This window comes from Lawsonibacter hominis (assembly GCF_014287895.1).
GTDB classification, from domain to species: Bacteria; Bacillota; Clostridia; order Oscillospirales; family Oscillospiraceae; genus Lawsonibacter_A; species Lawsonibacter_A hominis.
On record NZ_JACOPP010000022.1, the window covers coordinates 1 to 13,261 of the forward strand.

Consider the following 13,261-nt stretch of genomic DNA (forward strand, 5'->3'; position numbering starts at 1 on the left):
ATGAGCACATTCAGCTAAAGACTGGAGAGGCGCCGCTTGCGCGTCGCCTCTCCACATAACACTCAATAGTTCCTGCCAGGGTCCCTTTTTGTACGGTCCGCACAACCTGGGGCAGTTCAGCTGTTCCCACGGACTCTTTTATGAAGTTCAATTGGAAAGGCTCAGCTGATTACTGTTCATAAAGCTGTTGATACAGTCGATGAAAGGCGGCGCCGCTGGATTGGGGTTGCCCTTCTTCCAAATCAGAGCGGCCCCATCCTCCAGAATTTCGTTTTGACTGCCCTCAAAATCCAGGGGAATAAAGCGCAGATCGTAATTACAGGAATCCTTGTGGAGCAGGAAATGGATGCTTACTCCCATGCCTGCGGCAATGAGCATGAACATAGTGCTCAAAGAGTTGGTTTCTTTCACAATTTTGGGCCGGAAGTTGCCTTTGGCACAGATCTCCTGGATACGGTTGACTGCGCGGCTGGAGTTGCGGTAAATGGAGAGAAAGCTTTCATCCCTGAGTTCGCTGATCCGTACCACGTCACGATTTGCCAGCGGATGGCTGGGTGGTACTACCAGCATCAAAGGGGAAGGGTAATATACCCGGGATTGAAAGCCCTTGGCGGGAACAGCGTAAGAAATCACCACCCCAAAATCCGCTTCTCCGGTGCTCACCGCATCCAGCAATTCCTCCGGGTTATAGCGCCGGATCGACAAGTTACACAGCGGATGGCGTCCGGTAAAATCATTGATGATCTGTGGGAGATAGCGATTCTCGTTTAAGTCTCCTATACCGATTGTTAAGCTGCCTGTGAGGGAAAGGCTGTCTTGCGGATTGTGGGAATTGAGGGCCTCGCATTGCCGGATAAAGTCCCGGCAGATTACGAGAAACTGTTCTCCTGCCTCCGTCAAACGAACGCTTCGGGTACTGCGGATAAACAGATGCACCTTGAGATCGTTTTCCAGGTTGGAGATGATTTTGCTCAGGCCGGGCTGAGAGATATAAAGGCGATTGGCCGCCGTGGTAAAATTCAGGCACTCGGCCACGGCAACGAAGCACTGTATTTCCTGAAGAAACATAACCGGACCCCTCCCATAGTCAAGCGGCGGCAAGGCTCATGATTGATTGTTATTATACCACATGGCGCAAGTTCGTCAAATGGGATTGCGCATCTTCGAGGAAAAGGTACTGGAAAATAGAGGACAAAAAGGAAGCGTAAGATACCGGATGGCGGACAGGTGAGTGATCCGGCAGACCAGAGCGCGCCCCCAAGCCAAGGGGGATGGAGAATGCTGAACCGGCAGGGGTAAACCGCTGGTTCACCTGGATGGAAGGGGGCGGCATCAGACCGCGGCACCCTTTGCCCCACGCCCGTCCTTACCGGACAAAGCGGATTAATAATTTGAAGGAATTAATCTGAACTCATGATTTCGTTTCATTATTTCTCTTTTCAATTGGAAGATGTTATGATGAACGTGCCGAAGGGGATGCTGGATTTGTGCAAAGTGATAAGGAGGGGGTAAATCATGTATTGCGGCTGGCGGGCGAGGATCGGCTTGATCATGCCGGGAAACGGTACCAATCCAGAGTACGAGTTCCATAAATATGCGCCGGAGGGCGTAACGGTAATGACACAGAGAGTGCTTTTTGAGCGCGTAGACCCGGAAGGGCTCAGGGAAATGGGCGGTCGGATCGACAGCGCCGCCAAGCTTTTGGCAACCGCCCACCCGGATCTCGTACTGTTTGGGTGCACCAGCGGAAGCCTGATTGGGGGGTTCGGCTATGATCTGGAACTCATCAAACGGATGGAGGGCCAATGCGGTGCCAAGGCGCTGACCACCTCTTCGGCCGTTCTTATGGCGCTGAAAGCCTTGGGGGCCGAACGGGTCGTGGTCGCTACGCCTTATGTCGACAGGGTCAATGAAATTGAGAAAAAATTTCTGGAGGACAACGGTTTTGAGGTCCTGAACATCAAGGGCCTTCAAAACCTGGATCCGGACCTGATGCCGCGTACGCCTTTGCGGCAGATGTATCACTTGACCAAAGAGGTTCTGAACCCAGCGGCGGACGCCATTTTTGTCAGTTGCACGGGCTTGGGTATTGCCCATGGCATCAATATGATGGAACGAGATTTCGGCCTGCCGGTCGTTACGAGCAATCAAGCTTCTCTTTGGGGGGCGCTGCGCAGCTTGTCCATTAAGGACGATGTGGGTCTTGGAAAGCTGTTTACCCTGTAATGTGCGCAGCAAAACGTTAATTCGGATTTGGAGTGAATTGGAATGGCGCAGGTAGCAGTATTAGGAGGCGGAGGGACAGGCTGTTACATCGCGGCCGAGCTTACGCTGCGGGGATATTCAGTCAACCTGTATGAAGAGAAAGCCTACTGGAGCGAGAATATAGACGGCATACTCCGCAGAGGCGGGGTGAAGATGACCGGGCTGGGCCTCAATGGATTTGCCAAACTGACGCAGATTACGGACGATTTGGCCAAGGCGGTAGAAGGCGTGGAGTTGATCCTCGTCTCCATGGTAGCTTGGCGGCATAAAAAGCTGGCCCAGGAACTGAAACCCCTGGTGAGAAACGATACCGTTATCGTATTTTCTGCCGGCAACTTTGGCTCTATCGTGTTCAAGCAGGTATTTGGACCGGAATGCAAGGCAGTGGTGGGGGAGACGCTGGGCAATCTGTTTTCCTGCCGTATGTTGGGAGAGGGTGTGGGCATTGCCGCAGGGCGGTATCAGGCGAAGATGGTGGCGGCTTTCCCGGCCCGGGATAACAAAAGGCTGATGGAGCGTTTTTCGCAGTTCTATGACTGTGAAGAGGCTAAAAACGTCTTTGAAACCGCGCTCAACGCCCCCAATGTGGTTATCCACTTGGCTGGAGCGGTCCTGAACACCTGCGCGGTGGAACGCAACCCCAACTTCGCGCTGTATCAGGACGGCCTGTCTGCCGGCGTGCTTCGCTGCCAGAAAACGGTGGAGGCGGAAAAGAAGCGGATCATGGATGCCATGGGATACAAGATGGTGATCCATACGGAGCATATGGAACACGTTTCCCAGTATGATAAGTATCCGGAGCTGGACTGTTTCCGCAGTCTGGCAGGCCCCAGCAGCATGAAGCACCGCTATGTGGTGGAGGACGCCACCATCGGAGACTCCATTCTGATGCAGCTGGGAGAGCGGCTTGGCATCCCAACACCCACCGTACATGCGCTGGTCCAGGTCGCCGGTGCGATCAATGGGGAGAACTACTTTGCCAAGGGGCTGAAACTGTGGGATCTGGGGATCACCGGAAGCACCCCTGAGGAAATGAATGGATACTTGTTCACGGGAGATTAAGAAGGTATCATGGTAAAAGAAATAAAAGGAGGAACAAAAATGAAGAAGATCTCGAAAGCTGTTGCCCTGATCCTGACGCTTGCCCTCATGCTCACGATACTGGCCGCCTGCGGCGGCGGTACCACAACACAGTCCCAGGCTCCCCAGACCAGCGCACCCGAGACCGGAGCACCGGAAAGCAGTGCGCCCAGCGGCGCGGCGCAGGATCCGGTCACCCTTCAGTGGGCCTTCACCCCGCCCTCCGGAAGTATGGATGAGAAGTGGCATATGCACATCGGCGACCTGATCAGCGAGTACACCAGCGGCGCTGTGACCTATGAGTACTACCCCAACAGCACGTTGGGCAATGAGAAGGTGGCGCTGGAGGGCGTCCTTTCCGGTACGATCACACAGGCGTCGATTTCGCCCAACGTGATCGCAACGGTCCTGCCGGAGTTCAACATTCTGTGCCTGCCCTTCGCCTTCGATAGTTTGGAGCATTTCAACAAGGTGATTTCCTCCGACGAGTATTATGAAAAGATGAATGAGGTTGCCAATGCCGTCGGTCTGCAGTATCTGGGTGTAGATCTTGCGATTCCACGCAATATTTCCACAGATAAACCGGTGTACACTCCCGCTGACGCAAACGGGGAAGTCCTGCGCGTTATGGACGGCTCCATCTATACCGATATGATGGCCCTGTGGGGCTTCGGCAGTTCGGTTATCTCCTATGGCGAGGTTTATACGGCGCTGCAGCAGGGCGTCGTGGACGGCGTTGAGAACTCCAACGACGGCAATCTGACCATGAAATTCTACGAAGTCGTAGATTACACCACCAATACTTACCATGTCTATCACGGCCAGCACGCTGTGATGAATCTGGATGTCTGGAATTCTCTGACCAAGGAGACCCAGGAGTCTATCCGTCAGGCATGGAAGGACACCTATCCTGCCCTTTTGGAAGAACTGGTTCCTTACGTTCAGGAGGCTTCTGATTCGATTGCCGAGAAGGGCGTTACCATAATCGATCTGGACGAGGAGCAGCGCCAGGCCTGGATCGATGCCTCCCAGCCCTTGTATGAGAAGTACAGCGGCGTGATCGGCGAAGACTTCTATAACTGGTTTATGGAATTTGTGGACTCCATGCGGTAAGGGGTTGCGCAAGGGACAGCGATTAGGGCAGGAGCCGCCTTGCGGCGAACGAGAGGCTCCTGCCCCGGCCGCAACCAAGGCGGCAAAGGCCGCGCTTGGTTGACGCGAGGGGAGATGAGACATATGAACGCCTTGAAGAAGGCTTACCGCGTGTTTTCCACTGCGGAAAAGTATTTCCTGTTTGTGATCTTCTTTTTTGCCACGGTAATGGTGGTCGTTAATGTGCTGGGGCGGAAGCTGTTTGGCTTCAGCTTCAATTGGCTGGAAGAGCTCAACCGATACATCCTGGTGGTCTGCACCTTTATCGGCTCCGCCATTGCCACCAGTGACCGGCTCCACCCACGAATGGATATGGTCGTCGGAATGCTCAAGGGAAAGGCAAAGCTGGTTCTGGAACTGATTGCAGCGGTGGTCTTAACGATTTTCCTCGCCGTGATGACTTACTATGCCTTTGGACAGCTGGGCAAGATGCTCAAGATCAGTGCGATGACCGCTACTTTGCACGTACCGGTCTATGTGTTCTTTGCATTTATTCCGATCGGCTTCTGCGGTATGACGCTTCGCTCACTGATCCATACAATCCTAATGGTCGCGGACTTTCGCAGCTCCGGCAAAGCGGATGCGGATGTGACACGGTCCAAGGAAGGAGCTGAGAAGTAATGGCTGTCATTATTGGCTTTTTTGTCCTGCTGGTGATCGGCGTGCCCATCTATGCTGTGGTTATGATGTGCGCGGCCGGCGGCGTACTGATGTATACGCCCACCAGTTTGCTGGTCATTTCGCAGCAGCTGTTTACCGGTCTGGACTCCACAACGCTTTTGGCGGTACCCTTTTTTATCGTGGCAGGGACCATCGCCTCCCGCGGAAAGACATCCGAGAGTCTGGTCAAATGCATGAATGTGATTTTTGGGCGGCTGCCTGGCGGGCCGGTGATCGCGACCATCGCCACCTGCGCGTTCTTTGCCGCCATCAGCGGTTCCTCAATGGCCACGGTGGTGGCGGTAGGCAGCTTGATGATTCCGGCACTGAAGGAGCAGGGCTACCCGGAAGACATGAGCGTGGGCGCGGTCTGTTCCGGCGGTTCGCTGGGAATCCTGATCCCGCCCAGCGCGCCGATGGTCATGTTCTGTGTGGCTATGGGGACCTCGGTCGGCAAGCAGTTCATGGCCGGCTTTGTGCCCGGGATTCTGCTGGCGCTGGCCTGGTGTGTGTATGTGTTTGTCCGATGCTCTACCAAAAAGTTGGGTTCCCGTGTAAAGTACTCTGCCCGGGAGGCCGTCAAGATCTTTGTGCAAGGCATCCCGGCGCTGATGTTCCCCCTCATTGTGCTGGGCTCCATTTACACGGGCTGGGCTACGCCTACCGAGGCGGCGGCCATCTCTACCGTTTACGTGCTGCTGATCGAGAAGTTCGTCTACCATACCCTGAAGCTGAAAGATATGGTGGGATACTTCTATAGGGGGATCGTACAGTCGGCATCTTTGCTGCTGATCATCGGCACGGCCACTGCCCTGAGCTACCTGATCACCGTCAAGCAGATTCCGGCCCTGGTGGTGGAGGTGATCTCCGGCATGGTCAGCTCCCAGTTCATGCTGGTTTTGGTGGTTATGATCATCCTGTTCATCGCAGGTTGCTTTATGGATACCATTGCACTCATCGTCATCCTGGCGCCTATCCTGGTCCCCCTGCTGAATATGTACAATGTGGATCTGATCCACTTCGGCATCATGGCGATCCTGGCCTCTCAGATCGGCTATATCTCACCGCCCTTTGGGACCAATCTGTTTGTTACCATGCAGGTGTCGGGGAAATCCTTCGGATTTGTGGCAAAATCCATCGTACCCTACATCATCATCCTGATTGCCATGACCCTGTTCATTTGCTTTGTACCTCAGATATCCCTGTTCCTACCCGGCTTGATGAAATGACAGGCCTGTTTGTGCAGTGAGCGTTTGAAGCAGGAGATAGGTCGGCTCGTCCCTGTGGGAAGCAGGCCTGGATGTAGCGGAGATGACCAAGCCTCTGCACCGCTGAGACCAAAAAATCAATTTTTAGGAGGAAGGTGAAGACATGGGCTTCCGTGTCAACGCAGATCAGATCAAAACAAATTATACCGATACCCTCTCCCGGTTTACGGCCGATCTGAAGTATGAGGATATTCCCGCCGAAGTACGGGAACGGGCCAAATTCATCGCAATGCAGACGGTGGGCGTGGGGCTGGCCACGAAGGGCACCCCCATCGCTGATCGCAGTGTAGCGCTGGGCAAGTTTACCGGCGGCGCAGTCAGCGAGGGCGGAGCCACCCTTTGGACCACGGGGTGCAAGTCCTCTGTAGTGGGCGCTGCCTTCTGCAACAGCACTCTGGCCGACGCGCTGGACTGGGAGGACTGTTCCTGGACCGGACATCCGTCCGCCAGCATCATTCCTGTGGCCTTTGCCGTGGCAGAGGCCGAACATAAGAGCGGAAAGGATTACATCACTGCCATCGTGGCGGCCTATGAGGTTTATCAGCGCATTGCCATGGCGGTACAGCCCCCGGAAAATTGGCCAAACTACAAAGGCTGGGGATTGACTTCCTGGCAGATTTTCGCCGGGGTGATCCCTGCCGCCAAGCTCTATGGACTGAATGCCGAGCAGGTCAATCAGGCCATCGGTTTTGGCGCCACCAACTGCACCATTCCAGGTCAGCTCCACCACATCACCATGTCGGACGCGTACCACTACGAGCATGGCTACCGCTCGATGGACGGAGTAGTCAGCGCGATGAACGCAAAGCTGGGAATTTCCAATTATATGGACGCCCTGGACGATCCTTGGAGCTTTGAAAATCATATGTGCGTCTCACCCTTCCCTGAGTGGTACACCAAGGACTTGGGCAAACGCTGGCTGACCATGGAAACTCTGCTGAAGCACTGGCCGGCCAATATGTGGATTCAGACGCCTCTGGAGTTGACGGACAGGCTGCTGACCGAGCATGATATCAAAAAAGACGATATCGCAGAAATCATTGTTGATCCGCCTACGTATCTGCGTATGTACTACTCTCCTGATGGCTATTCCTCCATGATGCAGGCACAGTTCAGCATCCCTTACATGCTGGCCTGCCTGATCCTGGATCATACCCCGGGTGCCAACTGGTGTGACGAGACCAAACTGAAAGATTCGGAAATCCTTGCGCTGGCCGCCGAGATCCACGGCGGAAACAGTGACATGCTCTATATGCCGCAGTGTTTCAAAAACTTCCAAAAGGGACGCCATCCCGTCATTACCGTTACCATCAAGACCTTCAGCGGCAAGGAATATTCCGAGACGATGGAGGGCCACCTGGGTCATCCGCGGATGATGATGACGCCCGAGCAATTCAAAGACCGCTTCCGTATCCAGGCGGCACCCACGCTCAGAGGAGACAAGTTGGAGCAGGTTGCTGACCTTCTGGCCAATGTGGAGCGCTGCGACGACATGGCTAAGGTGGGCGAGCTGCTGCGCTGAGACATACAATAGCGCCAGAAAATACGCACAGCGCGTTTCGTGGGCGCCTGCGGCATGAAACGCCACAGACTTGAAAATGGAGGTTCTACAATGGAAAGCGAGATCAAGAAATACGGTTGTTTTGTCAAGGGCGTGGAACAGAAGTATCCCAACGTTGCGCCCGGCACCCCCATCTACGCCAACGCCGTGGTGGTGGACAACATCGTGTATGTGTCGGGGATGACCGCCCAGAAGTTTGAGGACGGCAGCTGTACCACCAACACCATGCAGGATCAGATGTGGGTGGCCCTGAGCAAGATGAAGCAGGTCTTGGAGGAGGCGGGCAGCTGCCTGGAGAACGTGTTCAAAACGTTTATCATGCTCAAGGACATCAAGGATTACCCGGTCATGCGCGCCACGGAGCTGAAGTTCTATCAGGAATACGCCCCCGAACTGGCGGAGCATCCCGCCGCCAGCACCATCCTGCAGGCGGGCTGCCTGGCCCGTCCGGAATTCCTGGTAGAGATCGAGTGTATGGCGGTGCTCAATAAAAAGAAGGACTAAACGCGCCATAGTTGAGCAGGTTTTGCATGCCGGGATGGAACCGGCATGCAAAACCTGCTTTTACAGGAGGAACTATGAAAAACTATGCCATCGTAGGGTTTGGCTGTGCGGGCTTTCATGCGGCCAGAGCCATTCGGCAGCTGGATCCGTCGGGCCGTATCGCTGTGTTCAGCGATACTGGGCAGCCGCCCTTCAACCCCATGCTGACGACTTACTACGCCTCAGAGAAACTGGAACTGGATGGGGTATTTCCCTTTGGCGGAATGGAAGAAATCCAACGGAAGCTGTCCCTGGAGCTCTATTCTGACATGCGGGTACGTCGTGTTGATACGGCCCATAGGAGCATTGAGCTGGAAGGAGGTCAGATGCGTGGCTTCGACGCCATCCTTATCGCCACCGGTGCCAGCGCGCTGGTGCCGGGGCCGCTGCGGCGGGGGGGCGGAGATTTCTTCCTGATGCGTACGCTGAACGATGCGCAGAGACTGCGCCGGCGCCTGGAGCAGGGTGGAGTGAAGCGTGCGGTGGTCGTGGGCGGCTCGATGGTGGGCATCAAGGTAGCGGAGCTGCTCTACCGCCGCGGCGTGGAGGTGACCCTGGCCGACGGCGCACCCTATCTGTTTCCGCTGGCTGCGTATGAGAGTACTGCCCATGCCATCCAGCAGAGGCTGGAAGAGCGGGGCCTGGACTTAATTTTCCGGGCCCAAGTATCCGCTGTTACGCCGAAAGGGGTGACGCTGGCGGATGGACGGACGCTGGAGGCCGACTTGGTGTGCCTATGCATCGGGACCCGGGCCAATGTGGAGCTGGTAGCAAATACTCAGGTACTGGAGGGAGAAAACGTGCAGATCGAGCGGGGGATCGTAGTCGATGAGGGCATGCGCACCAATGTCCCCGGCATCTACGCGGCCGGCGACTGCTGCGAGGGCGTGAATCTCCAGACCGGAAAGACTGCCGTCATCGGCCTGTGGGCCAACGCGGGAGCTCAGGGAGATTGTGCGGGACGGAACATGGCCGGGCAGTTCTGCCGGTACTATGGGAATATCCTGCACAATATTACGCACTTCTTCGATATGGATTTTATTGGACTGGGCGATCCCAATCTGCCTGGCGAACGCTGCAGTTTCCGGGAAAAGGGGTTTACTGTGGAGGCCATACTGGAGGACGGAAAGCTCAACAGTATAAATCTCTTCGGCAATTACCGCATCAGCGGTATTTTGAAAAACCATCTGACAAAGCGTCTGCTGGGAGGAGAGGCGCGGCTGACTCCGGCCCAGCAGGGACTGCTGGCGGCCGGCGGACTGAGCCGGGCGTTCATCCGGCGCATAGGAGGCGAATGACAGCTATGAGTGAATTGGAGCAACTGGTCCATGCCAAAATCCCGGGCCCGGAGACGGGCATCGAAGTCCGTCATACCATGTGTGATATCTGTACTCCGGGTCCCCAATGTGGTGTAGACGCCTATATAAAGGACGGCGTAGTGATCAAGGTGGAGGGAACTGCCGGCTTTCCTACCAATAATGGAGCCCTGTGTACCAAAGGCGCGGCCAACCGTCAGTACATCTACCGGAAGGACCGTATCCGCACGCCTATGCGCCGGACTGGACCCCGTGGATCGGGCAAGTTCGAATCCATTTCCTGGGACGAGGCGGTCGCCGCCGTCGCTATGGGGCTCAATGGGGTCAAGGCCCGCCACGGAGCGGAGGCCGTGGCCTTCATGACGGGTTACCCCAAGTGGTATCGCCCCTTCCTGCACCGACTGGCCTACTCGTTCGGCAGTCCCAATTATCTCACGGAGTCCAGCACCTGCCATCGTTCGGAGGTCATGAGCTGGCAGCTGACCTACGGCAGCGAGATGCGCCCTGATGTGCTTGGAATGCCGGAGGTGTTGGTGGGATGGGCCTGTAATCCGTTGGTCAGCGCCTACCCCATGGGGCGAAACTACTACCAGTACAAGGAAAAAGGGGGCAGGGTGGTCATCATTGATCCGCGCCGTACGCCCACGGCCGTCCAGTGTGCCGATCTGTATATCCGCCCCCGTGTCGGGACCGACGGTTATCTGGCCAATACGGTGGCCAGGCTTATCATCGAAAACGGCTGGGCGGATATGGACTTTATCCAGAAGCATGTCCACGGCTTCGCCGCCTATCGGGACATGGTCATGGGCTATACGGTGGAGGAGGCGGTGCGTATTACCGGCGTGCCGGAAGGAGAAATCCGGGAACTGGCCCAGCTCATCGGCACGGCAAAGACCGCTATCATCCAGCCCAGCAACGGCCTGAGTCACCACGCAAACGGCCTGCCCAGCCACAGAGCGGTGATCTGTCTGAATGCTCTGACCGGAAATGTGAATAAGCCGGGAACCATAGTTCCGACCTTCGAGACCTTTGCGGATATGGCGGCGGGTTTCCGTACCCGGGAGGATGAGTTCGTAGAAGAACGGTTCCCGCGGAATGCCCGGCCGAAGATCGGCTCAGCACGGTTCCCCTTGTGGTCTGAGATGCTGCCCGAGGCCCAGGGCATGGATTTGGTGCGGCAATGGGAGAAGGGCGAGCCCTATCCCATCCGTGCCATCTATGCCCATGGCGTCAACAACCGTATGTACCTGGAGTCCTCCAGACTGCTGGAAATGGCGGCAGATCTGGACTTTGTGGCAGCAACCGATTTGTTTTGGACCGATTTTTGCCGGTACGCCGATATTGTCATGCCTGCCTGTACCTCCTTTGAGCGCAGTGAGGTCAAATGTTATGGCGGAGGCTTTGTCAACTACACCAGTCCAGCTATTGCACCGCTCTATGAGAGCCTGGATGACGTGGAGATCATGTCTCGGGTGGCCAGCGCCCTGGCGCTGGATGATCCTCTGCTTTGCAGTGGTTATGATACGTGCGTCAAGCATATGTTCCGGGATGTAGACGTGGACCTAGATGCGGTGAAGGCCGGTGGAGTACCCCTGAAGATCCCCTGTCCAAAGACGCCAGACTACTTTTCTGCGCCGCTGGATACGCCCAGCGGAAAAATCGAACTGTACAGTGAGCGGATCGCCAAATATGAACACTCACATGGACTCAACCCTCTGCCCGTATTTGTGGATGGCTACGACAGTCCGGAAAACGGAGAACTTCCCATGACACTGATTACGGGCGGGCGTATCCCCAATGCGGTCCACTCCCGTCTGCACGACGTGCCTTGGCTGCGCAGCCTGCGGCCCGACCCGGCGGCCGACCTGAATCCGGAGGATGCTAAACGGATGGAGATCGGCCAGGGAGATGAGATCTATTTGACCACCCGGGTGGGCCGTATCAAGGTCAAGGCCAATGTCAGTGCCATTTCTGCGCCCGGAGAAGTCAATATGTATCACGGCTATTCGGAGGCCAACGTCAATCAAATCATACCCAGAGATCACCTGGATCCCTATTCCGGCTTCCCGGGCTTCAAGCAGGTCCGCTGCCGTGTGGAGAAGGCGGAGGTACGGAAATGAGCTATATTTTCCTGCTGGATACCAGAAAATGTATCGGCTGCGGCGCATGTGCCGTGGCGTGCATGGACCAGAACGATGTGCAGCCGCAGGAAGGAGACGAGCCCTTTCGCCAGTGCTTTGTCATAGAGCAGGGAAGTGGAAAGGATGCCCCCGTGCGCTACCTGTCCATGGCCTGCATGCACTGCGCACAGGCACCCTGCGTACAGGGCTGTCCCGCCGGGTGCCTGAAGAAGGATACGGATACCGGCTTTACGGTCTATGATCAGACAAACTGCATTGGCTGCCACAGTTGCGCCATGGCCTGTCCCTTTGCCGCGCCCTGCTTTGACCGGGCGGGCAAGATGGTCAAGTGCGACGGCTGTATCGAGCGGGTGCGCCGCGGTATGCAGCCAGCATGTGTACGGGTATGCCCCTATGGAGCCCTGCAGTTGGTAGAGAAGGAGACCTTCGGCGCCGGGCAGAGGGGAAAATCTGCACGCCTGCTGGCTTACACGGCGCTGGACGGAGAGAGGACCGACTCCGAATGAAAAAGGTAGCAGTACTAGGTTGCGGCCGCCTGGGCACTTTGATTGCCGGGGCCCTGGCCCAGGGAAGGGTGGAAGGCGTGGCCCTGTGGGGGGTGTTCGGCCGCACGCAGAGGAGGACCCACGCCCTGGCCGAGAAGTTGTCCTGCCCGGCCGCGGACAGCATCGCATCCCTGCTGGCCTTCGGACCGGATTATGTGATCGAGGCCGCTGCAGGTCAGGTCGTGCGGCAGTATGCCGTGGCCGTTTTGGCCGGGGGAGCCGATCTGATCGCTTTGTCGACGGGTGTATTCAGCGATCCGGTGTTCTATGAACAAGTGGAACAGGCCGCCGTGCAGTATGACCGGAGAGTCCACCTGGTCCCTGGCGTGGTGGGAGGCTTTGATATTATGGCGGCGGCCCGGCTGATGGGGCCGGTGGAGGTCTCCTTCACCAAACGCAAGCACCCCCGCGCATCCGGAGAGGGAGACCCCGCCCTGCGGACGATGGCCGACTTTTGCTCCGGCAACGCGGGGGAACTCTATCGACGGTATCCGGATCATATGAACGTGGCGGTTTCGGTAGCGCTGGCCACCAACGGGGTGGAGGACACGCCCGCATCAGTGGAGCCGGTACGGCCCGGCGAGAATGTCAGCTTCACCACACAACTCTCCGGGAGCTTTGGAAACGCAGAGATTCGAACTGAACTTGGAACCATAGGACCCGATTTAGCCGCATGGAGCGCCTTAGCGGTCCTGGAACGGTTGACACGCCGTATTGTCCTTTAAGCAAA

General features: G+C 56.5%; 12 protein-coding genes. 11 read left to right on the forward strand and 1 reads right to left on the reverse strand.

What is annotated here, in order from left to right; genetic code table 11:
- Positions 1-147 precede the first annotated feature (147 nt).
- Positions 148-1,068 (reverse strand): LysR family transcriptional regulator, encoded by a 921-nt coding sequence (locus H8S57_RS13030; RefSeq protein ID WP_186908470.1) that lies wholly within the window; start codon positions 1,066-1,068, stop codon positions 148-150.
- A 447-nt stretch (positions 1,069-1,515) separates the two neighbouring features.
- On the opposite strand from H8S57_RS13030, the gene H8S57_RS13035 reads away from it, so the two are divergent.
- From H8S57_RS13035 to H8S57_RS13085, 11 genes are all read left to right on the forward strand, one after another.
- Complete coding sequence (locus H8S57_RS13035) at positions 1,516-2,226, forward strand: maleate cis-trans isomerase family protein (RefSeq protein ID WP_186908471.1); 711 nt, start codon at positions 1,516-1,518, stop codon at positions 2,224-2,226.
- A 42-nt stretch (positions 2,227-2,268) separates the two neighbouring features.
- Positions 2,269-3,327, forward strand: a complete 1,059-nt coding sequence (locus H8S57_RS13040; protein ID WP_186908472.1) for an NAD/NADP octopine/nopaline dehydrogenase family protein — start codon at positions 2,269-2,271, stop codon at positions 3,325-3,327.
- A gap of 39 nt (positions 3,328-3,366) precedes the next feature.
- Positions 3,367-4,458, forward strand: coding sequence for a TRAP transporter substrate-binding protein (locus tag H8S57_RS13045; RefSeq protein ID WP_186908473.1), 1,092 nt, complete (start codon positions 3,367-3,369; stop codon positions 4,456-4,458).
- A gap of 123 nt (positions 4,459-4,581) precedes the next feature.
- Positions 4,582-5,118: a TRAP transporter small permease gene (locus H8S57_RS13050; RefSeq protein WP_186908474.1), complete on the forward strand. Its 537-nt coding sequence runs from the start codon at positions 4,582-4,584 to the stop codon at positions 5,116-5,118.
- Positions 5,118-6,386, forward strand: coding sequence for a TRAP transporter large permease (locus H8S57_RS13055; protein ID WP_186908475.1), 1,269 nt, complete (start codon positions 5,118-5,120; stop codon positions 6,384-6,386). The genes H8S57_RS13050 and H8S57_RS13055 overlap by 1 nt, the downstream gene beginning before the upstream one ends.
- A 142-nt stretch (positions 6,387-6,528) precedes the next feature.
- On the forward strand, positions 6,529-7,947 hold the full coding sequence (locus H8S57_RS13060; RefSeq protein WP_186908476.1) for an MmgE/PrpD family protein: 1,419 nt from the start codon (positions 6,529-6,531) through the stop codon (positions 7,945-7,947).
- 90 nt (positions 7,948-8,037) lie between these two features.
- Positions 8,038-8,490, forward strand: a complete 453-nt coding sequence (locus tag H8S57_RS13065) for a RidA family protein (RefSeq protein WP_186908477.1) — start codon at positions 8,038-8,040, stop codon at positions 8,488-8,490.
- Between the two features lie 74 nt (positions 8,491-8,564).
- Positions 8,565-9,827, forward strand: coding sequence for an NAD(P)/FAD-dependent oxidoreductase (locus H8S57_RS13070; RefSeq protein WP_186908478.1), 1,263 nt, complete (start codon positions 8,565-8,567; stop codon positions 9,825-9,827).
- A 5-nt stretch (positions 9,828-9,832) separates the two neighbouring features.
- Entirely contained in the window at positions 9,833-11,965 is a 2,133-nt protein-coding gene (locus H8S57_RS13075; RefSeq protein WP_186908479.1) for a molybdopterin-containing oxidoreductase family protein, read from the forward strand.
- Positions 11,962-12,492 (forward strand): 4Fe-4S dicluster domain-containing protein, encoded by a 531-nt coding sequence (locus H8S57_RS13080; protein ID WP_186908480.1) that lies wholly within the window; start codon positions 11,962-11,964, stop codon positions 12,490-12,492. The genes H8S57_RS13075 and H8S57_RS13080 overlap by 4 nt, the downstream gene beginning before the upstream one ends.
- A complete protein-coding gene (locus H8S57_RS13085) occupies positions 12,489-13,256 on the forward strand; it encodes an aspartate dehydrogenase domain-containing protein (protein ID WP_186908481.1) in 768 nt (255 codons plus the stop codon). The genes H8S57_RS13080 and H8S57_RS13085 overlap by 4 nt, the downstream gene beginning before the upstream one ends.
- Positions 13,257-13,261 lie beyond the last annotated feature (5 nt).

What these genes read in the sequence shown, in the direction of transcription:
- H8S57_RS13080 (WP_186908480.1), top strand. Translation starts at nt 11,962, where the DNA reads ATGAGCTATATTTTCCTGCTGGATACCAGAAAATGTATCGGCTGCGGC.
- H8S57_RS13040 (WP_186908472.1), top strand. Translation starts at nt 2,269, where the DNA reads ATGGCGCAGGTAGCAGTATTAGGAGGCGGAGGGACAGGCTGTTACATC.
- H8S57_RS13055 (WP_186908475.1), top strand. Translation starts at nt 5,118, where the DNA reads ATGGCTGTCATTATTGGCTTTTTTGTCCTGCTGGTGATCGGCGTGCCC.
- H8S57_RS13050 (WP_186908474.1), top strand. Translation starts at nt 4,582, where the DNA reads ATGAACGCCTTGAAGAAGGCTTACCGCGTGTTTTCCACTGCGGAAAAG.
- H8S57_RS13060 (WP_186908476.1), top strand. Translation starts at nt 6,529, where the DNA reads ATGGGCTTCCGTGTCAACGCAGATCAGATCAAAACAAATTATACCGAT.
- H8S57_RS13085 (WP_186908481.1), top strand. Translation starts at nt 12,489, where the DNA reads ATGAAAAAGGTAGCAGTACTAGGTTGCGGCCGCCTGGGCACTTTGATT.
- H8S57_RS13065 (WP_186908477.1), top strand. Translation starts at nt 8,038, where the DNA reads ATGGAAAGCGAGATCAAGAAATACGGTTGTTTTGTCAAGGGCGTGGAA.
- H8S57_RS13075 (WP_186908479.1), top strand. Translation starts at nt 9,833, where the DNA reads ATGAGTGAATTGGAGCAACTGGTCCATGCCAAAATCCCGGGCCCGGAG.
- H8S57_RS13035 (WP_186908471.1), top strand. Translation starts at nt 1,516, where the DNA reads ATGTATTGCGGCTGGCGGGCGAGGATCGGCTTGATCATGCCGGGAAAC.
- H8S57_RS13070 (WP_186908478.1), top strand. Translation starts at nt 8,565, where the DNA reads ATGAAAAACTATGCCATCGTAGGGTTTGGCTGTGCGGGCTTTCATGCG.
- H8S57_RS13030 (WP_186908470.1), bottom strand. Translation starts at nt 1,068, where the DNA reads ATGTTTCTTCAGGAAATACAGTGCTTCGTTGCCGTGGCCGAGTGCCTG.
- H8S57_RS13045 (WP_186908473.1), top strand. Translation starts at nt 3,367, where the DNA reads ATGAAGAAGATCTCGAAAGCTGTTGCCCTGATCCTGACGCTTGCCCTC.